Annotated in this window: 19 protein-coding genes and 1 other RNA gene; 7 read left to right on the top strand and 13 right to left on the bottom strand. The window is 70.0% G+C overall.

The features are described from left to right. Positions 1-44: 44 nt before the first annotated feature. The 3 genes from AC3CBB_RS07120 to guaB1 all read right to left on the bottom strand — a co-directional run bounded on the left by AC3CBB_RS07120 (position 45) and on the right by guaB1 (position 4,076). Positions 45-1,082: a hemolysin family protein gene (locus tag AC3CBB_RS07120; RefSeq protein WP_123504892.1), complete on the bottom strand. Its 1,038-nt coding sequence runs from the start codon at positions 1,080-1,082 to the stop codon at positions 45-47. Beyond that, positions 1,079-2,512: a hemolysin family protein gene (locus AC3CBB_RS07125; RefSeq protein ID WP_488626483.1), complete on the bottom strand. Its 1,434-nt coding sequence runs from the start codon at positions 2,510-2,512 to the stop codon at positions 1,079-1,081. The genes AC3CBB_RS07120 and AC3CBB_RS07125 overlap by 4 nt, the downstream gene beginning before the upstream one ends. 124 nt (positions 2,513-2,636) lie before the next feature. After that, positions 2,637-4,076, bottom strand: a complete 1,440-nt coding sequence (guaB1, locus tag AC3CBB_RS07130; protein ID WP_488626484.1) for a GMP reductase — start codon at positions 4,074-4,076, stop codon at positions 2,637-2,639. A 121-nt stretch (positions 4,077-4,197) separates the two neighbouring features. On the opposite strand from guaB1, the gene AC3CBB_RS07135 reads away from it, so the two are divergent. Continuing rightward, positions 4,198-7,995, top strand: coding sequence for a multifunctional oxoglutarate decarboxylase/oxoglutarate dehydrogenase thiamine pyrophosphate-binding subunit/dihydrolipoyllysine-residue succinyltransferase subunit (locus tag AC3CBB_RS07135; protein ID WP_488626485.1), 3,798 nt, complete (start codon positions 4,198-4,200; stop codon positions 7,993-7,995). Between the two features lie 125 nt (positions 7,996-8,120). Here the strand turns inward: AC3CBB_RS07135 and AC3CBB_RS07140 are convergent, their stop codons facing one another. The 3 genes from AC3CBB_RS07140 to AC3CBB_RS07150 all read right to left on the bottom strand — a co-directional run bounded on the left by AC3CBB_RS07140 (position 8,121) and on the right by AC3CBB_RS07150 (position 9,583). Beyond that, positions 8,121-8,561 (bottom strand): GNAT family N-acetyltransferase, encoded by a 441-nt coding sequence (locus AC3CBB_RS07140; RefSeq protein WP_488626486.1) that lies wholly within the window; start codon positions 8,559-8,561, stop codon positions 8,121-8,123. 63 nt (positions 8,562-8,624) lie between these two features. After that, positions 8,625-8,864, bottom strand: coding sequence for a zf-HC2 domain-containing protein (locus AC3CBB_RS07145; protein WP_123504897.1), 240 nt, complete (start codon positions 8,862-8,864; stop codon positions 8,625-8,627). Next, positions 8,861-9,583, bottom strand: a complete 723-nt coding sequence (locus AC3CBB_RS07150) for a sigma-70 family RNA polymerase sigma factor (protein ID WP_123504898.1) — start codon at positions 9,581-9,583, stop codon at positions 8,861-8,863. Before AC3CBB_RS07150 ends, AC3CBB_RS07145 begins: the two co-directional genes overlap by 4 nt. A 51-nt stretch (positions 9,584-9,634) precedes the next feature. Between AC3CBB_RS07150 and aroA the strand changes: the two genes are divergently transcribed. The 6 genes from aroA (at position 9,635) to AC3CBB_RS07180 (ending at position 15,554) form a co-directional block, all read left to right on the top strand. Next, positions 9,635-11,062, top strand: a complete 1,428-nt coding sequence (gene aroA / locus AC3CBB_RS07155) for a 3-phosphoshikimate 1-carboxyvinyltransferase (RefSeq protein WP_488626487.1) — start codon at positions 9,635-9,637, stop codon at positions 11,060-11,062. 31 nt (positions 11,063-11,093) lie between these two features. Then, positions 11,094-12,152, top strand: coding sequence for a ribosome small subunit-dependent GTPase A (rsgA, locus tag AC3CBB_RS07160; protein ID WP_123504900.1), 1,059 nt, complete (start codon positions 11,094-11,096; stop codon positions 12,150-12,152). 23 nt (positions 12,153-12,175) lie between these two features. Then, the gene (locus tag AC3CBB_RS07165; protein WP_123504901.1) at positions 12,176-12,943 is read left to right on the top strand and encodes an inositol monophosphatase family protein; all 768 of its coding nucleotides are present in this window, start codon (positions 12,176-12,178) and stop codon (positions 12,941-12,943) included. A gap of 90 nt (positions 12,944-13,033) precedes the next feature. Next, entirely contained in the window at positions 13,034-13,702 is a 669-nt protein-coding gene (locus AC3CBB_RS07170) for a response regulator transcription factor (protein WP_123504902.1), read from the top strand. Next, positions 13,699-14,811, top strand: coding sequence for a sensor histidine kinase (locus AC3CBB_RS07175; RefSeq protein WP_488626488.1), 1,113 nt, complete (start codon positions 13,699-13,701; stop codon positions 14,809-14,811). Before AC3CBB_RS07170 ends, AC3CBB_RS07175 begins: the two co-directional genes overlap by 4 nt. Next, positions 14,808-15,554: an ABC transporter permease gene (locus AC3CBB_RS07180; protein WP_488626489.1), complete on the top strand. Its 747-nt coding sequence runs from the start codon at positions 14,808-14,810 to the stop codon at positions 15,552-15,554. Before AC3CBB_RS07175 ends, AC3CBB_RS07180 begins: the two co-directional genes overlap by 4 nt. 583 nt (positions 15,555-16,137) lie before the next feature. Here AC3CBB_RS07180 and AC3CBB_RS07185 read toward each other — a convergent pair. From AC3CBB_RS07185 to AC3CBB_RS07215, 7 genes are all read right to left on the bottom strand, one after another. After that, entirely contained in the window at positions 16,138-16,788 is a 651-nt protein-coding gene (locus AC3CBB_RS07185) for a DedA family protein (protein WP_488626490.1), read from the bottom strand. Positions 16,789-16,881: 93 nt separating this feature from the next. Then, positions 16,882-17,258: a transfer-messenger RNA gene (gene ssrA, locus AC3CBB_RS07190) on the bottom strand. A gap of 77 nt (positions 17,259-17,335) precedes the next feature. Beyond that, the gene (gene smpB / locus AC3CBB_RS07195) at positions 17,336-17,845 is read right to left on the bottom strand and encodes an SsrA-binding protein SmpB (protein WP_123504906.1); all 510 of its coding nucleotides are present in this window, start codon (positions 17,843-17,845) and stop codon (positions 17,336-17,338) included. Positions 17,846-17,950: 105 nt separating this feature from the next. Beyond that, positions 17,951-18,865 (bottom strand): permease-like cell division protein FtsX, encoded by a 915-nt coding sequence (ftsX, locus tag AC3CBB_RS07200; protein ID WP_488626491.1) that lies wholly within the window; start codon positions 18,863-18,865, stop codon positions 17,951-17,953. Further along, positions 18,862-19,704 carry a cell division ATP-binding protein FtsE gene (gene ftsE / locus AC3CBB_RS07205; protein ID WP_123504908.1) on the bottom strand — a complete coding sequence of 281 codons (843 nt, stop codon included), beginning with the start codon at positions 19,702-19,704 and terminating at the stop codon, positions 18,862-18,864. Before ftsE ends, ftsX begins: the two co-directional genes overlap by 4 nt. Before the next feature lie 73 nt (positions 19,705-19,777). Beyond that, the gene (prfB, locus tag AC3CBB_RS07210) at positions 19,778-20,887 is read right to left on the bottom strand and encodes a peptide chain release factor 2 (protein ID WP_488626492.1); all 1,110 of its coding nucleotides are present in this window, start codon (positions 20,885-20,887) and stop codon (positions 19,778-19,780) included. A gap of 25 nt (positions 20,888-20,912) precedes the next feature. After that, positions 20,913-21,512, bottom strand: a complete 600-nt coding sequence (locus tag AC3CBB_RS07215) for a hypothetical protein (protein ID WP_488626493.1) — start codon at positions 21,510-21,512, stop codon at positions 20,913-20,915. Positions 21,513-21,560: the final 48 nt, after the last annotated feature.

A 21,560-nucleotide genomic window follows, 5' to 3' on the forward strand; every position in this document is an offset into this window, starting at 1 on the left:
CCCGCGGAAGACTCCGCGGGGGCATTCTCTCTGCACTCGGTCGACTAGCTCCTCCGGGTGGCGTCCTGGACCTCGCCGATCAGCTCCTCGATGATGTCCTCCAAGAAGAGCACGCCCCGCGTGGTCCCCTCGGCATCGAACGAGCGGGCCACGTGCACGCCGACGCGACGCATGGTCGCCAGGGCGTCCTCGAGCTCGGTGCCCTCGTAGATCGAGATGAGCTGGCGGATCCGCTTCGGCGGCACCGGCTCGGAGAACTCGCCGTCGTCGAGGTCGATAACGTCTTTGAGGTGGAGGTAGCCGGTGGGCTGCCCCAGGTCGTCGACGAGCACGTAGCGCGAGAAGCCGCGCTGGGCGACCGCGCGCTCGACGTCGGCCGGAGTGGCGGCCTCGCTCAGCGTGACGAGGTCGACCATCGACACGGCCACGTCGGAAACCTTCTTCTCGGTGAACTCGAACGCGGCGGTCAGAGCTCCGGTCGTGTCACGGAGGACGCCCTCCCGCTGCGACTGCGCGACGATCGTCTGGACCTCCTCGACGGTGAACGCGCTCGTCGCCTCGTCTTTCGGCTCGACGCCGAACGCCCGGATGATGTGGTTGGTCAGCCAGTTCAGGGTGCGGATCACCACGCCGAAGATGCGGCCGACGAACACCAGCGGCGGCGCGAGCAGCAGGGCGGCGCGGTCGGGCACCGAGAACGAGAGGTTCTTCGGCACCATCTCGCCGAAGACCACGTGCAGGAACGACACCAGCACCAACGTGATGATGAAGCCGACGGTGTCGACGGCGCCGTCCGAGATGCCGGTCAGATGCAGCGGCCCCTCGAGCAGGTGGTGGATCGACGGCTCGGAGACGTTCAGGATCAGCAGCGAGCAGACCGTGATGCCGAGCTGGCTGGTCGCGAGCATGAGAGTCGCGTGCTCCATGGCCCAGAGAGTGGTCTTGGCCGCGCGATTGCCCGCCTCGGCCTTCGGCTCGATCGACGAGCGGCGCGCCGAGATGACGGCGAACTCGGCGCCGACGAAGAAGGCGTTGCCGAGCAGCAGCACGACGAGCCAGACGATGCCCCACCAGTCGCTCATCGGCGGGCCTCCTTCGGGGCGTCGGCTCTCGTCGAGTCGGCATTGGGCGAGTCGGCGTGACGGCGGCGCTCCAGCGTGCGCTCGGCCATCGCGGCCTGCACGTCTTCGGCGGCGACCGAGTCGGTCACGACCTCGGGCTCGGACGTCGGGGTGAAGCGGATGCGGTCGATCCGGCGGCCTTCCAGGCGCTCGACCCGGAACTGGCCGTCCTCCGTCTCGACGGCGTCGCCGATGGACGGAAGCCGGCCGAGCTCGCTCATCACCCAGCCGCCGACGGTCTCGTAGGGGCCCTCCTCGGGCACCCTGACGCCGGCGCGCTCGAGCAGCTCGTCGGGGCGGAGCAGGCCGGGGAAGGTGAGCCAGTCCCGCGAGCGCACGACGTCGACCCGCGACCGGTCGTGCTCGTCCGAGACCTCCCCGACGAGCTCCTCGATCAGGTCTTCGAGCGTGACGACGCCGGCCGTGCCGCCGTACTCGTCGACGACCACGGCCATCTGGTACCCCTTGCCGCGGACCTCGGACAGCAGGCTGTCGAGCTTCATCGTCTCGGGAACCCGGATCGCTTCGGTCTGCAGGGCGCTGACCGGCACGTCGGCGCGCTTCTCACGCGGCACGGAGACGGCCTGCTTGACGTGGACGAGGCCGACGATGTCGTCGATGTCGTCGTCGGTCACAGGGAAGCGCGAGTAGCCGGTGCTGCGGGCACGCGCCAGCACCGTCTCGGCGCTGTCGGTGCGCGAGACGCTGCTCAGGCGCGGGCGCGGAGTCATGACGTCGGACGCCGTGTGCTCGCTGAAGACGAGCGTGCGGGCGAGCAGGGTCGCCGTGTCGAGGTCGAGGCTGCCCTCGAACGCCGAACGCCGGACCAGCGACGACAGCTCCTCGGCCGTGCGGGCGCCCGAGAGCTCCTCCTTGGGCTCGATGCCGATGCCGCGCAGGATCGCGTTCGCCGTGCCGTTGAGGAGCGCGACCGCGGGGCGGAAGACCATCGTGAAGCCGACCTGGAAGGGCATGACCAGCTGGGCCGTCTTGAGCGGCAGGGCCAGCGCGAAGTTCTTCGGGACCAGTTCGCCGATCAGCATCGAGATGAGCGTCGCGATGACGATCGACACGATGGGCGCGATGACGTCCACGATCGCGACGGGCCCGCCGAACTGGTGGAACGGGTCTTCGAGCAGCGTCGAGATCGCCGGCTCCATCGTGAAGCCGGTGAGCAGCGTCGTCAGCGTGATGCCGAGCTGCGCGCTCGAGAGGTGCGTCGACGTGACCTTGAGAGCGCCGATCGTCGTGCCCAGCCGCTTCTCGCCGCGGGCCTCGCGTGCCTCGAGGTCAGCGCGGTCGAGGTTGACCAGCGAGAACTCGCTGGCCACGAAGAGGCCGGTGCCGACGGTGAGCACGAGGCCGATGGCGAGCAGGATCCACTCGTTCACGAGTGCGACCTCCGCTCGGTGCCGGTCGAGAGGGGAAGGAAGGGCGGCTGTCTATGATGGTCGTCCATTGTCCGAGCAGTTTACCGGCCTCTTGCCCCGGCGCCAGGACCCGAGAGCCGAGAGTTCACCACGAGACGGGCAGCGCCTTTCCTTCTTCGTACCCCGCGGCCGACTGGATTCCGACGAGAGCCCTCTCGGCGAACTCCTGCAGCGTGCGCGCACCCGCGTAGGTGAACGACGACCGGACGCCCGACGTGATCATGTCGAGGAGGTCCTCCACCGACGGGCGCAGCGGATCGAGGTAGATGCGCGACGACGAGATGCCTTCGGCGAACAGGGTCTTGCGAGCCAGCTCGTAGGGGTCGAGCCTCTCGAAGCGCCCCTGGACGGCCTTGGTCGATGCCATCCCCCAGCTCTCCTTGAAGACCTTTCCCTCGGCGTCGGTCACGAGCTCGCCCGGCGCCTCGATGGTGCCGGCGAACCACGAGCCGATCATCACGCTGGAGGCGCCTGCTGCCAGGGCGAGCGCGACGTCGCGCGGATACCGCACGCCGCCGTCGGCCCAGACGTGGGCGCCCAGCGCCCGCGCGGCCTCGGCCGTCTCGAGCACGGCCGAGAACTGGGGCCGGCCGACCGCGGTCATCATGCGCGTCGTGCACATCGCACCCGGCCCGACGCCGACCTTGATGATCGAGGCACCGGCCGCGACCAGGTGCCGCACGGCCTCGGAGGTCACGACGTTGCCGGCCACGATGGGCAGGCCGAGGTCGAGCGCCGACACGGCCTTCAGGGCCGCGATCATCGCCTCCTGATGGCCGTGGGCGGTGTCGAGCACGAGCACGTCGACTCCGGCCGCGGCCAGGGCCCTGGCCTTCGTCGCGACGTCGCCGTTGACGCCGACGGCCGCCGCGACGCGGAGGCGCCCCGACGCGTCGAGCGCGGGCCTGTAGAGCGTCGAGCGGAGCGCGCTGCGGCGGCTGAGCGTGCCGATCACGTGCCCCTGGTGGAGCACCGGCGCGAAGTCGAGGTCGGCCGCCACCAGCAGGTCGAAGGCCGCGCGCGGCCCGTCGATGTCGTCGGCGTCGAGCGAGGTGAGCGAGCCGTGCAGCAGGTCGCCGAGGACTGCGTCGCTGGACGCCTTCGCGAGGCTGGAAGCCGCGATGCACCCGACGTAGCCGCCGTCGGCCTCATGCAGCACGATGCCCTGGCCCTCGACCGACGGCAGCTTGCGCAGCGCGGCCTCGACCGTGTCGCCCGGCGCCATCGCGTACGGGGTGTCGAACACGACGGGCTGCTCCTTGACCCAGCGGATGGCGGCGTCGAGATCCTGCAGGTGCATGTCCTGCGGCAGCACGCCCAGGCCGCCCCGGCGGGCCAGCGTCGCTGCCAGCCGCGGGCCGGTCACCGAGTTCATGTTGGCCGACACGATGGGGATCGTCTGACCCGTCCCGTCGCCGGTCTCGAGCGACACGTCGAGACGGCTGGTCACGCCGGATCGGCTCGGGACGAGGAACACGTCGGAGTACGTCAGGTCGTGCGTCGGAGTCGTCTCGTAGTACCTCATGACACTCAACCTATTCCCTGCACTTCCCTCCCACTCTCCCGAGGTCGAGCGATTAGTCTTGGCAGGCACCGGTCGCAAGACCGTGACGGATCAACAATCAACGGAGAGTGGGCGATCGGCTGTGTCTAGCCACGTGACCGGAACGACCGACGAGGGTACTTCCGCAGGCAGTGCCGACGAGGTGTGGGGAGCCAACGAGTGGCTCGTGGACGAGCTCTACGAGCAGTGGGTGGCCGACAAGAACTCGGTCGACAAGTCGTGGTGGCCGGTCCTGGAGAGCTACAAGCAGGGCCAGGTCGCCCAGCCGAGCGCTCCCGAGGAGGCAGCGGCGGCCGCACCGGCGGCGTCGGCCGCTCCGGCTTCGTCGGCCGCACCCGCATCGGCACCGGTGTCCGCGGCCGCACCGGCGCCGGCCACGGGTACCTCGCCGGTCGTCTCGGCCCGCACCACCTCGGTCGCCCCGCGTCAGAAGCCGGTTCCCGCCGACGCGCCCGCTCCGTCGTCCGCGAAGAAGCCGCAGGGCGAGGAGCCCGCCGCCGAACCCGAGAACGTGGTCCAGCCCCTCCGCGGCATGTCGAAGAGCCTCGCGACCAACATGGACGCCAGCCTCACCGTGCCGACCGCGACGAGCGTCCGCACGATCCCGGCGAAACTGATGATCGACAACCGCATCGTCATCAACAACCACCTCAAGCGCGCCCGCGGCGGCAAGATCTCGTTCACCCACCTCATCGGCTGGGCGCTGGTGCAGGCGCTCAAGGAGTTCCCGAGCCAGAACGTCTTCTACGATGTCGTCGACGGCAAGCCGTCGGTCGTGACGCCGGCGCACATCAACCTCGGGCTCGCCATCGACATCCCGAAGCCCGACGGCACGCGCGCACTGCTGGTGCCGGGCATCAAGAAGGCCGAGACGCTCACGTTCGCCCAGTTCCTGAGCGCCTATGAAGACATCGTCAAGAAGGCGCGGGCCAACAAGCTCACGGCCGACGACTTCGCCGGCAACACGATCTCGCTGACCAATCCGGGCGGCATCGGCACCGTGCACAGCGTGCCCCGCCTGATGAAGGGCGCAGGCGCGATCATCGGCGCCGGCGCGCTCGAGTACCCCGCCGAGTTCCAGGGCTCGTCGCCGAAGACGCTCGTCGAGCTCGGCATCGGCAAGACGATCACCCTCACGTCGACCTACGACCACCGCGTCATCCAGGGCGCCGGATCGGGCGAGTTCCTCAAGATCGTGCACGAGATGCTCATCGGCCAGCGGGACTTCTACGACGAGATCTTCCGCGCCCTGCGCATCCCCTACGCGCCGATCAAGTGGAACCCCGACATCAACGTCAACCTCGCCGAACGCGTCGGCAAGACGGCGCGCGTGCAGGAGCTCATCAACAGCTTCCGCGTGCGCGGACACCTGATGGCCGACATCGACCCGCTCGAGTACCGCCAGCGCACCCACCCCGACCTCGAGATCGAGAGCCACGGGCTCACCTTCTGGGACCTCGACCGCGAGTTCGTCACGGGCGGCTTCGGCGGTCGCGCGTCGATGCTGCTCCGCGACGTGCTCGGCGTCCTGCGCGACTCGTACTGCCGCACGATCGGCATCGAGTACATGCACATCCAGGACCCCGAGCAGCGCCGCTGGGTCCAGCAGCACGTCGAGGTGCCCTACACGAAGCCGACCCACGACGAGCAGATGCGCATCATGGGCAAGCTCAACGAAGCCGAGGCGTTCGAGACCTTCCTGCAGACGAAGTACGTCGGGCAGAAGCGCTTCAGCCTCGAGGGCGGCGAGTCGGCGATCTCGCTGCTCGACACCGTCATCCAGGAGGCGGCGTCGGCCGGCCTCCAGGAGGTCGCGATCGGGATGGCGCACCGCGGCCGCCTCAACGTCCTGACCAACATCGCCGGAAAGACCTACGGCCAGATCTTCCGAGAGTTCGAGGGCACGCAAGACCCCAGGACCGTGCAGGGCTCGGGCGACGTCAAGTACCACCTCGGCACCGAGGGCGAGTTCACGAGCGCGTCGGGCAAGACGATCCCCGTGTACATCGCCGCCAACCCGTCGCACCTGGAGGCCGGCGACGGCGTCCTCGAAGGCATCGTGCGGGCGAAGCAGGATCGCGGCGCCCCGCTCGCCTTCGCCGTGCTCCCGATCCTGGTCCACGGCGACGCGGCCATGGCCGGCCAGGGAATCGTCGTCGAGACGATGCAGATGTCGCAGCTGCGCGGCTACCGCGTCGGCGGCACGATCCACATCGTCATCAACAACCAGGTGGGCTTCACGACGTCGCCCTCCGAGGGTCGCTCGTCGATCTACTCGACCGACGTCGCCAAGACCATCCAGGCGCCGATCTTCCACGTGAACGGCGACGACCCCGAGGCCGTCGCCCGTGTCGCCGAGCTCGCGTTCGCCTACCGCCAGGAGTTCAAGCGCGACGTCGTGATCGACCTGATCTGCTACCGCCGCCGAGGGCACAACGAGGGCGACGACCCCTCGATGACCCAGCCGCTCATGTACAGCCTCATCGAGGCGAAGCGGTCCGTCCGAACCCTCTACACCGAGGCCCTCGTCGGTCGCGGCGACATCACGCAGGAGGAGTACGAGGGCGCGCACCGCGACTTCCAGGACCGCCTCGAGCGCGCGTTCGGCGAGACCCACGCCGCCCAGACCGGCTCCATCCCGGTCATCACCGACGGCAGCGCCGTGGCCGACCTCGAGCGCCCCAAGGCCCAGCAGGACGACACCGGCGTCACCGGCGAGTCGTTCGCGACGGCCATCCCCGACGACCTGGTGCGGGCCATCGGCGACGCGTTCGACAACCCTCCGGCCGGATTCACCGTGCACCCGAAGCTCACGCAGCTGCTGAAGAAGCGCGTCGAGATGACCCGCTCGGGCCAGATCGACTGGGCGTTCGGCGAGCTCCTCGCCCTGGGCTCCGTGCTGACCGAGGGAACGCCAGTCCGCATGGCCGGCCAGGACACCCGTCGCGGCACCTTCGTCCAGCGCCACGCCGTGCTGCACGACCGCGAGAACGACCAGGAGTGGATCCCGCTCCAGAACATCGCCGACAACCAGGCGAAGCTCTGGATCTACGACTCCCTGCTCTCGGAGTACGCCGCCATGGGATTCGAGTACGGCTACTCGGTCGAGCGCGCCGACGCCCTCGTGCTCTGGGAGGCGCAGTTCGGCGACTTCGCGAACGGCGCCCAGACGATCATCGACGAGTTCATCTCGAGCGCCGAGCAGAAGTGGGGGCAGCGCTCCAGCGTCGTGCTCCTGCTGCCGCACGGCTACGAGGGCCAGGGCCCCGACCACTCGTCGGCCCGCATCGAGCGGTACCTGCAGCTCTGCGCCGAGGACAACATGACGATCGCGCGCCCGTCGACGCCGGCGTCGCACTTCCACCTGCTGCGCCGCCAGGCCTACGCGCGCCCCCGCCGCCCCCTGGTCGTCTTCACCCCGAAGGCGATGCTGCGACTGCGCGGGGCGACCAGCGACGTCGAGGCGTTCACGAGCGGCCGGTTCGAACCCGTGCTCGACTGCACCCGCGTCGGCGACAGGTCGGCCACCAAGCGGGTCGTGCTGCATTCGGGCAAGGTGCACTACGACCTGCTCGCCGAGCTCGACAAGCGCGAGAGCGGCGACGAGATCGCCCTGGTGCGCCTCGAGCAGCTCTACCCGCTCCCCCTCGATGAGATGCGCGGTGTGCTGGACGCCTATCCGAACGCCGAGCTCGTCTGGGCTCAGGAGGAGCCCGAGAACCAGGGCGCGTGGCCGTTCATCGCGCTGGAGCTCGCTCCGAAGCTCGGCCGTACGATCACGGTCGCGTCGCGCCCTGCGTCGGCGGCGCCGGCGACGGGCTCGCCCAAGCGCAGCGCCGCGGAGCTCGCCGATCTGGTGAGCCGCGCACTCACGCTGTAGTCGACGAAGACCACACCGCGGCGCAGACGGCAGGGAGCCTGACGAGCGGCGACGACGCGGGAGCGCGGCGGCGGTGCGACGGCTGCGGCCCCTGATATTCGAGGGGGCCGCCGCCGCCGAGTCGGCTAGCCGAGCTTGGTGTAGCGGGTGCCGCTCTCGTGGTACCCGCGCTTCTGGTAGAAGCGATGCGCGCTGTCGGTCGCCGCGGCTGAGACGGCGGAGAGCGCGAGGGCGCCGTGTCCGTGCGCCCACTCCTCGAAGTGGGTGAGGAGCTGCGACCCGAGCCCATCGCGGCGGACGTCGGTGCGGACCACGAGCAGCAGGAGCTGCGCGGTCGGCCGGTCGGCGTTGTAGGCCCACATGACATGGGCGCCGGCTACGGCGCTGACGCGACCGGCGGAGTCGCGGACCACCCAGGTCTCGTGGCCGGCCTCGGGGGTCAGCCGGGCCAGCCGGGACGACAGATCGTCTCGATCGAGCGAGTAGCCCAGGGTGCGGATGAGGTCGACCACTTCGTCGAGGTCGTCAGGGGTGGGTGCGCCCAGGGGCTCCACGGTGGCGGTCATGAAGCGAAGCTACAGGACACGCGCACGGTGTGACGAACGGTCGCTTCGCAACCCGCAGGAGCGTCAGTGCGCCTGGAGATCCCTGATCTTCGTCAGCACCTGCAGACGCAGGTCTTCGGGTGCCGTCTCGCGGCAGGCGCGCTGGACGGCCTCCGTCATGACGACGTTGACGTGGAACTCGCTCGAGCAGTCGGCGCAGCCGTCCATGTGCTCGCGGATGTCCTTCGCGTCGTCACGGGCCAGCTCGTTGTGCAGGTACTCTTCGAGCTCGGCCTTGGCTTTGTCGCAGCCGCAGTCGGTCATTTCTTCTTCCCCTTCGTGGATGATGCACGGGTCGTCTTCTCGGGCACGACGATGCCGCGGTCGCGGGCGTAGTCGCCCAGCAGATCGCGAAGCAGTCGGCGCCCGCGGTGCAGTCGGCTCATCACGGTGCCGACCGGCGTCTTCATGATGTCGGCGATCTCCTGGTACGAGAATCCCTCGACGTCGGCCAGGTACACGGCCAGTCGGAAGTCCTCCGGCACCTTCTGGAGAGCCTCTTTCACGGCGCTGTCGGGCAGGTGGTCGATGGCCTCGGCCTCGGCCGAGCGCGACGTCGTGGTCAGAGTCGCCGAGGTGGCGCCGCCCATCTGCCAGTCCTCGAGCTCGTCGATGGTGCCCTGGTAGGGGTCGCGCTGCTTCTTGCGGTACGTGTTGATGAACGTGTTCGTCAGGATCCGGTACAGCCAGGCCTTCAGGTTGGTGCCCTGGGTGAACTGGCCGAACGCCGCGAACGCCTTGACGTAGGTCTCCTGGACCAGGTCGGCGGCATCGGCGGGATTGCGCGTCATGCGCATGCCGGCGGCGTACAGCTGGTCCATGAACGGCAGAGCCTGCTCCTCGAAGAGAGCGCGCGTCTCGTCGACGCTGCGCTCGGCAGGAGCGGTGGGGGTGGAATTCGCGGCTGCGCCGTCGGAGGTGCTCATCAGGGCCAATTCTAGGTCGACCATGACGGGGGCGTCAGCGAAAGTGGTCGTTGCCATGCCGCGACCTCCCGGGGTGCGTGTCGATGCTTGCATTACCCTTGACAACCGATGCAGGTATTCAGGTATTCCGGTCCCGAGTTCAACCCCTACGGCGATGGCGCACGCGAGTCCGAAGACGGCTCGACCGTCGACGAGGGGTTCTGGGTCGCGCCCACGGTCACCGGCCCGGTGCGGGCGACGCTCTCGCTCCCCGGCTCGAAGTCGCTGACCAACCGCGAGCTGGTGCTGTCGGCTCTCGCGTCCGAGCCGTCGCGGCTGCGCCTGCCGCTGCATTCGCGCGACACCTCCCTCATGGTCGAGGCCCTGCGCGCCCTGGGCACCTCGATCACCGAGGTCGAGAACGGCGAGCCGTTCGGCCCCGACCTCGAGATCATCCCCGCCGCGTTCACCGGCGGCGTCTCCGTCGACTGCGGCCTCGCCGGAACTGTCATGCGCTTCCTGCCCCCTCTCTCGGGCCTCGCGACCGGCCCGGTCACGTTCGACGGCGACGAGGCGGCCCGGCGCCGCCCTATGCGCACGACGATCGACTCGCTCCGCGGCCTCGGCGTCGAGGTCAGCGACGAGGGCCGCGGCACCCTGCCCTTCGTGGTCCAGGGCACCGGCGAGGTCGCAGCGGCCACAGTCGCCATCGACGCCTCCTCCTCGAGCCAGTTCGTGTCCGGTCTCCTGCTCTCCGCCCCGCGGTTCGCCGACGGGCTGACCCTCCACCACACCGGGGAGACACTCCCGAGCCTCCCCCACATCGAGATGACCATCGACGCCCTGGCCGAGCGCGGCGTGACCGTCGAGACTCCCGAGGTCGGCACGTGGGTCGTGCCCGCGCGGCCGATCGCCGGGCGCGACGTCACGATCGAGCCCGACCTGTCGAACGCGGCGCCCTTCCTGATCGCGGCACTCGTCGCCGGCGGCAGCGTCTCGATCCGCCACTGGCCGACCGAGACGACCCAGGTCGGCGCCGACCTCGAGACGCTGCTCCCGCTCTGGGGTGCCACCGTCACGCGCGACGGCGACGTGCTCACCGTCGACGGCGGCGACGGCCTCGTCGGCGGCAGCGCGCTCCCCGGCGTCGACATCGACCTCTCGCGCGGCGGCGAGCTGGCCCCGGCGCTCGTCGCCCTCGCGGCACTCGCCTCCGGCCCCAGCACCCTCATCGGCATCGGCCACCTCCGCGGTCACGAGACCGACCGTCTCGCGGCCCTCGTCGCCGAGATCAACGGGCTCGGCGGCCGCGCGACCGAGCTGCCCGACGGCATCCACCTCGAGCCCGCACCGCTCCACGCCGGCAAGTGGAAGACGTACGGCGACCACCGCATGGCGCACGCCGCCGCGGTGATCGGCCTCGCCGTGCCCGACATCGAGCTCGACGACGTCCGCGTCGTGTCGAAGACGCTCCCCCAGTTCGTCGAGCTGTGGAACGACCTCCTCGGCCGCAGCGTGTCGGTGTCTCCGGCCTCCGATCTGCTGGGCTTCCTGTGATCCGTCGCGGCACGGCCGGAGCGGGTCTCCGATGAGCTGGTGGTCGGACGGCGACGAGGCCGACGACGAGGAGTACTCCGAGTACGACGAGTCGTCCGTGCGGGTGCGCCCCAACCCCAAGGCCAACCGGCCCCGCACCAAGCAGCGCCCCGCCTACGCCGAGGCCGAGGAGGGCGTCGTCTGGACGGTCGACCGAGGCCGCTACGGCGTGCTGATGGACGCCGGAACGCCCGAGGAGCGCGAGATCACGACGGCGCGCGCCCGAGAGCTCGGCAAGAAGTCGGTCGTGACCGGCGACCGCGTCGACGTCGTCGGCGACACGACCGGTGCCGAGGGCTCGCTGGCCCGCATCGTCCGCGTTCACGAGCGCACCACCCTCCTCCGCCGCAGCGCCGACGACACCGATGCCGTGGAGCGCGTGATCGTCGCCAACGCCGACCAGATGCTCATCGTGGTGGCGGCTGCTGATCCGGAACCACGGCCGCGCCTGGTCGACCGCTACCTCGTGGCGGCGTTCGACGCCGGAGTGCAGCCGATCCTCTGCATCACGAAGACCGACCTCGCCGACCCCGAGCCCTTCGCCGCCCACTTCTCCTGCCTCGACCTCCGCGTCGTGACGACCTCCTCCACGAAGTTCACCGAGCAGGAACTCGCCGAGCTGCGTTCGATCCTCGACGGCCACGTCACCGTGACCGTCGGTCACTCCGGCGTCGGCAAGTCGACCCTCGTCAACGCGCTCACCGGCTCGAACCGCGCCGTCGGCGTCGTGAACACGGTCACCGGCCGTGGCCGCCACACCTCGTCGTCCACCGTGTCGTTCAAGGTGCCGTCGGGCGGCTGGATCATCGACACGCCGGGCGTCCGGTCGTTCGGCCTCGGCCACGTGAACCCCGAGAACATCCTCCAGTCGTTCGCGTCGCACGCCGTCTTCCCCGACGGCTACCGGCCCCGCGACGGCATCCCCCTCGATCAGGCGCACGACTGGGAGATCGTCGACCGCGTGGCGGCGGGCGAGCTCGGCCAGGTCGGGCGCGAGCGCATGGAGTCGCTGCAGACGCTGCTCGGAAACCGGGGCTCGTCGGTCGGCTGACCCCCCGCCGATACGCTGGGGAGGTGACCGACTACGCAGCCGACCTCGACCTCGCCCGCCGGCTCGCCGACGCCGCCGACGCCATCAGCCTCGCCCGCTACCGGGCCGCCGACCTCGACGTGTCGCTCAAGGCCGACCACACGCACGTCACCGACGCCGACCGGGCCGTCGAGGCGACCCTCCGCGATCGACTCGCGAAGGAGCGCCCCGGCGATTCGTTCTACGGCGAGGAGGGCGGCACGACCGGCGAGAGCTCCCGCCAGTGGATCGTCGACCCGATCGACGGCACCGCCAACTTCCTGCGCGGGGTTCCCGTCTGGGCGACGCTGATCTCGCTCGTCGTCGACGGCACGCCGGTCGTCGGCGTCGTGAGCGCTCCCGCGCTCGGACGGCGCTGGTGGGCGTCCCAGGGGCGGGGCGCATTCAGCGACGCCGGGCCCGTGCGGGTCTCGGACGTCGCGACGCTCGACAAGGCGTCGCTCAGCTACAACGGCCTGCAGTACTGGATGAAGGCCGGCCGGGTCGAGCAGCTCCTCGTCCTCGCCGAGCAGGTCTGGCGCACGCGCGCGTACGGCGACTTCTGGTCGTACATGCTCGTCGCCGAAGGAGCCGTCGACATCTCGGGCGAGTTCGACCTGCAGCCGTACGACATGGCGGCGCTCTATCCGATCGTGACCGAGGCCGGCGGGCGCTTCGGCGGGATCGACGGCGGCGACGGCATCTGGCACGGAAGCGCGCTGGCGACGAACGGGCTGCTGCACGACGCCGCGGTGCGGGCCGTCGCGCCGTAGGCCCCGGCTGGCAGTTCCTGCGCCCTGCGCCTCTCAGGCTCTCGTCCCTCCTGGGGACTTTCTGGGAGACCCGCGCAGTACCCTCGACGCATGGATCGCACCGCGCGCCTCCGGGTGCTCCTCATCGAGGACGACCCGGCCCTCGGCCCGCTCATCGAGGAGGTGCTGGCCGAGGTCTACGACGTCGTGCGGCACGCAGACGGCCGTGCCGGGCTGATCGCCGGGCTCGACGGCGACTTCGACGCGATGGTCGTCGACCGCCGGCTGCCGTCGATCGAGGGCGCCGACATCGTCACGGCGCTGCGCCGCAGCCGTGTCACGACGCCCGTGCTGATGCTGACCGCCCTCGGCACCGTCGCCGACAGGGTCGACGGTCTCGACGCCGGCGCCGACGACTACCTGGTGAAGCCGTTCGAGTTCGACGAGCTGCTCGCGCGGCTGCGGGCGCTGACCCGGACGTTCGCGTCGTCCGGGCCCCGGCTGCCGGTCGGCGAGTGGGAGTTCCTGCCCGACGATCGCCTGCTCTCGTCGCCGTACGGCGACCGTGTCGTGCTGTCGGAGCGCGAGTCCGGGCTGCTGCGGGTTCTCGCGGCCGCACCCGATACGACGTTCTCGCGCGAGCACCTGCTGCGGGTCGTGTTCCCGTCCGGCGAGATGCCCGGCACCGTCGACACCTACGTGCACTACCTGCGCCGAAAGACCGAGCGCGACGTCGTGCTCACCGTACGCGGCCGCGGCTACCGCCTGGGCGCACTGTGACCGCGCAGGATCGATCCACCGGACGGGCGGCCTACTCGATCGGCTGGCAGATCATGCTGGCCAGCGCCGTCATCGTGATCGGGATCATCCTGGTCGCCATCGTCTCCCTCACGCACCAGGCGCGGCCCAGCGAGCAGCTCGAGCAGTCGTCGTCGGCGACGCCCCACGTCTACGTCGATCTCACCGACACGGTGCAGGGCATCGCGCTGATCGGCGCCGGCGCCATCGTCTTCGCCGGACTCGTCAGCCTCGTCATCGCCCGGCGCGCCGTCAAGCCGCTCGGCGAGGCTCTGCGCCTGCAGCGGCAGTTCGTCGCCGACGCCGGGCACGAGCTCCGCACGCCGCTGGCCGTCCTCGACGCGCGGCTGCAGGTCGTGGAGCGGCGGCTCGGCGCAGGGACTCCGGTCAGCCCCGAAGCGCTGGCCGAGCTGAGGGCCGACTCCCGCTCGCTCATCGAGATCGTCGACGACCTGCTCTTGGCGGCCGGCGGCGAGGGCACGCCTCAATCCGGCCCGCCGATCGACGCCGCAGCGGTGGCCGCCGAGGCCGTGGACTCCCTCCGGATCCTGGCGGCCGAGCGCGATGTGACCCTCTCGCTGCACGCGTCGATGCCCCGGGCGCAGGAACTCCTGGCGGTCAGAATCCCGCCCACCAGCTTCCGCCGCTCCGTGGTCGCCCTCGTCGACAACGCCGTCGCGCACTCCCCCGCGGGCGGCACGGTCCGCGTCGCCCTCGCCCCCCGCGGAAAGCGTGTCGAGCTCACCGTCTCAGACGACGGGCCGGGCATCGTCGGCATCGACCCGTCGCGCGTGTTCGAGCGGTTCGCGCACTCGGGGCCGGTGGCTGCGGGGGCGGCGGATGGGCACGCGGTGGCGGCGCCGGGTGGCAATGGCTCGGCTGCGCTGGGTGCTGGGGCGGCGGCTCCGGGCTCTGCAGCGGCGGCGCCGGTGCGCGCGAGCTTCGGCCTCGGGCTCGCCCTGGTGCGCGACATCGCTACCCGGTACGGCGGCTCCGTCGAGGTGGTCGACACCTCGAGCGCAGGGACGACGTTCCGGCTGCTGCTGCCGGCTGCGCCCACCTCCCCGGCGGGGCGCGAGACCGTCGAGTGACGCTCGCCACCACCGCGATCGCGGTCGCCGTGCTGACTGCGGTCACCGCCGCCGTCGTCTTCGGGCTCCGGCTCGAGAAGCCGTGGCTGCAGCCGTGGGCGATTCTGCGGGCGGTCGTTCAGCTCGGAGTCCTCAGCCTGATCCTGCACGGGATCATCGATGATGTTCGGCTCGTCGCCGCGTTCCTGACGGTCATGGTGATCGCGGCGGCCTGGACGGTGCAGAGCCGCCTTCGCCTTCTCCGGCGGCACGCCTGGTTCGTGCTGGCTAGCGTGGCCGTCGCGGCGGCGGTTCCCGTGACGCTCGTCTTCGCCGTCGGAGCCGTCGATGCCACGCCCCGCTATCTCCTGGCCGTCGGCGGGATCATCGTCGGCGGAGTCATGGGCGTGATGACGCTGATGGGCCGCCTGCTCGCATCGGGCCTCCTGGCGGCGCGCGACGAGGTGGAGGGCTGGCTCGCCCTCGGTGCCACCCCGCGCCAGGCGGCAGCGCACGTGACCCGGACGGCCGCGTCGTCGGCCATCATCCCGGCGACGGACCAGACCCGCACAACCGGGCTGGTGACGCTCCCCGGGGCGTTCGTCGGCGCCGTGTTCGGCGGGGCGTCGCCGCTCGCCGCCGCGCAGTTCCAGGTCGTCGTGCTCGCCGCGCTCCTGGCGGCCGGCGCCCTCGCCGTCGCCCTCATGACCTGGCGGTTCGGTGCGCCCCGCCGGCTGCCCGTCGAGCCCGCGCCGCTCGCGTGACCCGTGCGGCCGCCCTGCCCCGGCGGATCGGCCCCGCCCCGCCACATCGGCCCAGCCCCGCCAGAACGGTCCAGCCCCGCCACGTCGGCGACGGCGCCCCGCCGAAGCGGCACGACCCCGCCGACGCGCAGGCGGGTTCGCGCCGAATCGGCGGGTGCGGCAGACCCGATCGACCCAGCCCCGCCAGAACGGCCGCACCCCGCCACATCGGCCCAGCCCCGCCACGTCGGCCGCGGCGCCCCGCCGAAGCGGCACGACCCCGCCGACGCGCAGGCGGGTTCGCGCCGAATCGGCGGGTGCAGCAAACCCGATCGACCCAGCCCCGCCAGAAGGGCCGCACCCCGCCACATCGGCCCAGCCCCGCCACGTCGGCCGCGGCGCCCCTCCGAAGCGGCACGACCCCACCGACGCGCAGGCGGGTTCGCGCCGGATCGGCGGGTGCAGCGGAGCACCACAACCACGGAGCCCCGTTCGAACACGGACTCGGGGTCAGACCCGCCGAAACGGCCCCAGCGCCAGCCCGCGGGCCGGCACCCAGGCCGAACGCGGGGGTCGAGCCCCGACGCTGGCCGGCCGAACGCCCCTACTTTCCCGTCGGCGCAGCGGCGGTGGCGGCGGCAGCGGCAGCAACGGCCGCGCGCTTCGCCTTGCGCCGCTCGAGCAGGCCGTGCACGACGATCGGCCCGACCGAGATGAGCACGATGACGATGGCCAGCACGTCGATGTGCTCGGTGATGAACGGGAAGCCGCTCAGCAGCGACCCGATCACCGTGAGCCCGCCGGCCCAGAGCGCGGCTCCCGTGACGTTCCACAGCAGGAACTTGCGGTACGTGTACCCGCTCGCCCCCGCCGCGAGCGGCACGTACGTCCGGACGATCGGGACGAAGCGTCCGAGGATGAGCGCGGGGCCGCCGTACCGGGCGAAGAACGCCTCGGCGCGTTCGAGGTACTCGGTCTTCAGGATGCGCGCGTCGGGCTTGAAGAGGCGTCGTCCGAAGCGGTTGCCGAGGAAGTAGCCGACCTGGTCGCCCAGGAAGGCCGCGACGAACGCGCAGATGGCGATGGTGGCGACGGCGAGGCCGAGCTTGTCGTGCAGGAGCCCCGCCGTGACGAGCAGGGAGTCGCCCGGCAGGAAGGGGAAGAGCACGCCGGATTCGATGAAGATGATGATCGAGAGGCCGACGAGTGCCCAGGGGCCGAGGTTTTCGAGCAGGGCCTGAGGGTCGAGAAGCATGCGACGAGTGTGACAGCGAACTCTCGGAAACCCCGTAGAACGTGCGCAGAGCGCAGGTATCACGGGGAGAACACGGAGCACGACAGAGACCAGTGGTGGAGATGGGGGGAATTGAACCCCCGTCCATCGCTGAAGTTGAACGCCTTCTACGGGTGTAGCCGGATGAGTCGTTCTACTCGGCCCCCACCTTTGCTACCGGCATCTAGGTGGACGAGCCCAGTCACAGTGAAAGTCCCAGACGACCCTGTGGCGCAGTCGTCCAGCAAGCCCTCTAGATGACGTCAGGCTCCGGATAGAGAGCAGTCTCCGGTCTGACGGACTTATGTGGCTCTACTGCTTACGCAGCGAGAGCGAAGTCAGTGCGCGATTTATTGGCACTTATTGTTTTCCAGAGATCGTTTACGAGATAACCCTGGATCCTCGACCCGCTTCTCGTTCGCAAACAGGCGATGTCGAAACCGATCATCCCCTCGAGTGGGTCTCTGTCGTGCTCTGTGGAGTTGTCAACCTGGTGCTGCTGCCGCTTGCGCGGTCTTCTACTGTACCGCTAGTCGCCGAGGTTGCGTCGCGCGCTCATCGCACGGTCGGCCTCGCGGCGGTCGGTGCGCTCGCGCAGGGTCTGGCGCTTGTCGTACTCGCGCTTGCCCTTCGCTACGGCGATCTCGACCTTGGCCCGGCCGTCCGAGAAGTAGATCCGCAGAGGGACGAGCGTGTATCCGCCCTCCTTGGTCTTGTGGCTGATCTTGATGATCTGCTGCTTGTGGAGAAGCAGCTTGCGCTTGCGCCGGGGTGCGTGGTTGTTCCAGGTGCCCTCGGTGTACTCGGGGATGTGCACCGCATCGAGCCAGATCTCGCCGCCGTCGACGAACGCGTACCCGTCGACGAGCGACGCGCGGCCCTGGCGGAGAGCCTTGACCTCGGTACCCCAGAGCACGATGCCCGCCTCGTAGGTGTCGTCGATGAGGTAGTCGTGGCGCGCACGACGATTCGTGGCGACGACCTTCTCGCCCTTGTCGCGGTCGGAGACCTTGCGCTTTTCCGATGTCACGGTTGCCATGGTGTCTCCTTCGTGACGAGGCCGAGCGGGTGCGTGCCCGGTCGAGCACAGCCCTGCAGTCTATGCCACGTACGCCTGGCAATCCAAATGCGACGACCGTCCGGGCTAGACCTTGAGGTAGCGGCGGATCGCGACGTTCGCCGACAGGGCGGCGAGCACGGCGCCGATCACGATCAGGAGCGGCACGACGAAGTACGTCTCGGACATCCCGACGAACGGCGTCGACGCGAAGTTCTCGGCGAGGTAGCCGCGCACGAAGACCTTGACGATCAGCACGATCGCGCCGCCGGCCAGCACCGACCCGACAAGCGCGGCGATCACGCCCTCGAGGATGAACGGCGTCTGGATGAATCGGTTCGACGCACCGACGAGTCTCATGATGCCGAGCTCTCTTCGGCGGCTGAAGGCAGAGAGCCGGATGGTCGTGGCGATCAGCAGGACGGCGGCGATCAGCATGAGCACGGCGATGCCGATCGCCGTGTACGACGCGGCGTTCAGCACCGAGAAGATGGGCTGCAGGTAGCCTCGCTGGTCGACCACGCTCTGGACGCCGGCCTGGTTCGACAGGCTCTCCTTCAGCACGTCGGCCTGAGACGGGTCTTTCAGGTTCACCCAGAACGTCTCGTTGAGGTACGACGGCTGCACGAACTCCGTGGCGGGGCTGTCGGCGAACTGCTTCTTGAAGCGCTCGTAGGCCTGCTGCTGCGTCTCGAAGTACGAGCGCTGGATGTAGGGCTTGAGGGTCGAGGACTGCAGCTGAGCCTCGATCTGATCTTTCTGACCGGTAGTCGCCTTCGCGCCCGTGCAGTTGCCGGTCGTGTCGGTGTCGGTGCAGAGGTAGACCGCGACCTGGGCCCGGTCGTACCAGTAGCCCTTCATCTGGTTGATCTGCATCTGGAGCAGCACCGCGGTGCCGACGAAGGTCAGCGAGATGAAGGTGACCAGCACAACGGAGACGACCATCGAGAGGTTGCGCTTGAGGCCGGAGCCGACCTCGCCGAAGACGAGCCCGAGCCTCATTTGTCGGCTCCCCAGGTGGGCACGCTGTGCGTGGCGACGGAGTCGGGATCGAGGCGGGGCTCGGGCGGCGTGGGGATGCCGGAGGGAGTTCCTGCGCCCGGGGAGTCGGCGTCGACCCCGAGACGGTCGATGCCGACAGCCTGGATCGGGACCGCCTGCGTCTGGTACCCGCCGGAGCGCTCGTCACGGATCACGTTGCCGCCCGAGAGCTCGATGACGCGGCGCTGCATCTGGTCGACGATGCCGGCGTCGTGCGTGGCCATGAGCACGGTGGTGCCGGAGGCGTTGATCCGGTCGAGGAGAGTCATGATGCCTGCGCTGGTGCTGGGGTCGAGGTTGCCGGTGGGCTCGTCGGCGAGGAGGATCGCCGGGCGGTTGACGATGGCGCGGGCGATCGCGACGCGCTGCTGCTCGCCGCCGGAGAGCTCGTGAGGAAGCCGCTGGGCCTTGCCTGCCAGGCCGACCATCTTGAGCACGTCGGGCACGGCCTCCTGGATGTAGCCGCGGCTCTTGCCGATCACCTGGAGCGTGAAGGCGACGTTGTCGAACACCGACTTCTGCGGCAGGAGCCGGAAGTCCTGGAAGACGACGCCGAGGTTGCGGCGGAAGTACGGCACCTTGCGGCTCGAGAGCGTGCCCAGCCGCTGCCCGAGCACGTGGATCTGGCCCTTCGACGGCTTCTCCTCTTTCAGCACGAGGCGGAGGAAGCTGGACTTGCCGGAACCGGAAGCACCCACGAGGAAGACGAACTCGCCCTTGAGAATCTCAAGGGAGATGCCGTTGAGCGCCGGGCGGGGGTTGCCGGCGTAGAACTTGGAGACCTCATCAAAGCGAATCATGACGGGGCAAGACTAGGCACGACGGCCGACAATTCGAGGCAGGCGCGCCTCTAACCCGAAGGCTGTGAAAACCCTATTCGTCGTCCGAGCGCTTGCGCCAGCGGATGCCCGCCGAGAGGAAGCCGTCGAGGTCGCCGTCGAAGACGTTCGACGGGTTGTTGACCTCGAACTCGCTCCGGAGGTCTTTGACCATCTGGTAGGGGGCCAGCACGTACGAGCGGATCTGGTCGCCCCAGCTCGCGGTGATGTTGCCCGCGAGCTCCTTCTTCTTGGCGTTCTCCTCTTCGCGCTTGAGGATCAGCAGTCGCGACTGGAGCACGCGCATGGCGGCCGCGCGGTTCTGGATCTGGCTCTTCTCGTTCTGCATCGAGACGACGACGCCGGTCGGGATGTGGGTGATGCGCACCGCCGAGTCGGTGGTGTTGACCGACTGGCCGCCGGGGCCCGACGAGCGGAACACGTCGACGCGGATGTCGTTCTCGGGGATCTCGATGGCCTCGGTCTCTTCCATCAGCGGGATGACCTCGACGGCCGCGAAGCTCGTCTGGCGCTTGCCCGCCGCGCCGAACGGCGACATGCGGACGAGCCGGTGCGTGCCGGCCTCGACGCTGAGCGTGCCGAAGGCGTAGGGCGCGTCGACCTCGAAGGTGGCCGACTTGATGCCCGCTTCTTCGGCGTAGCTGGTGTCCATCACGCTGACCTTGAAGCCGTGCTTCTCGGCATACCGGAGGTACATGCGCAGGAGCATCTCGGCGAAGTCGGCCGCGTCGACGCCGCCGGCCCCGGCGCGGATGGTGATGACGGCCGGGCGCGGGTCGTACTCGCCGTCGAGGAGGGTCTGAATCTCGAGGGTGTCCATCATCGACTGGATGGCCGTCAGCTCGACCTGGGCCTCGTCGGCGCTCTCCTGGTCGTCGCCCTCGTTGGCCATCTCGACGAGCACCTCGAGGTCGTCGAGCCGCTGGCCGGTCGTCGTGATCTTGTCGAGCTCCGACTTGCGGTGGCTGAGGTCGCTGGTGACGCGCTGGGCGTTCTCGGTGTCGTTCCAGAGGTCGGGGTCGGACGCCTGCTGCTCGAGTTCGGCGATCTCGGTCTCGAGCCGCTCGACGCCGATCACGGCGGAGATGTCGGCGAAGGTGGATCGCAGGGCGGCGATCCGGTCGGAGAAGTCGAGCTCGATCATGGTGGTCCAGCCTACCGGGCGCGGCTCAGCGGACCACGCCCGCCTCGTGCAGAGCGAGCTCGGCGAGCTGCCGCTGCTCGAGCGCGTCGCCCGCGCTCCAGGCGGCCACGGGATTCGGGTTGATGCGCAGGAGCGCGTCGACGTCGCCGGAAGCCAGCGCCCGGAAGGCGAGGAGCTCCAGGCCGCCGTCGGTCTGCGCGAGCTTCCGGGTGACGCGCGCCCGGCGGACGAAGGCGAGGCGGGGTCGGAGCCACGCGAGCAGGATGATGCCGATCGGCACGAGAGCGACGACCAGCCCGGCGATCAGGCTGAGCTGCCCGACGATCTCCTGCTGGCGCTGCCCCGCGTCGACCAGCGTCGAGCCGGCGTCGCTCGCCCGCTGCAGGGGTGCGCTCGCGGTCGGCCCGATCAGGGGCACTCCCCCGAGCGCGTCCGCGGCGTCGGCCAGCCGGCTGCGGAAGTCCGACCCCGCCGTCTCGATGCTGCGGCCGACCTGCGCGAGAGTGGCGACGAGACCCGCGACCACGGCGCCCAGCACGGCGAAGGCGACGATCCCTGCGAGAGCGGTCACGTCGGCGAGGGTCTGGCGGGCGCGGCGGGCGGCGTCGCCCGAGTAGATCTGCATGGGCCGATTCTGCGCCTGTGCGGCCGCGCCCGTCGAGACGCCCGGATC

Source organism: Frondihabitans sp. OV104, from assembly GCF_057787745.1.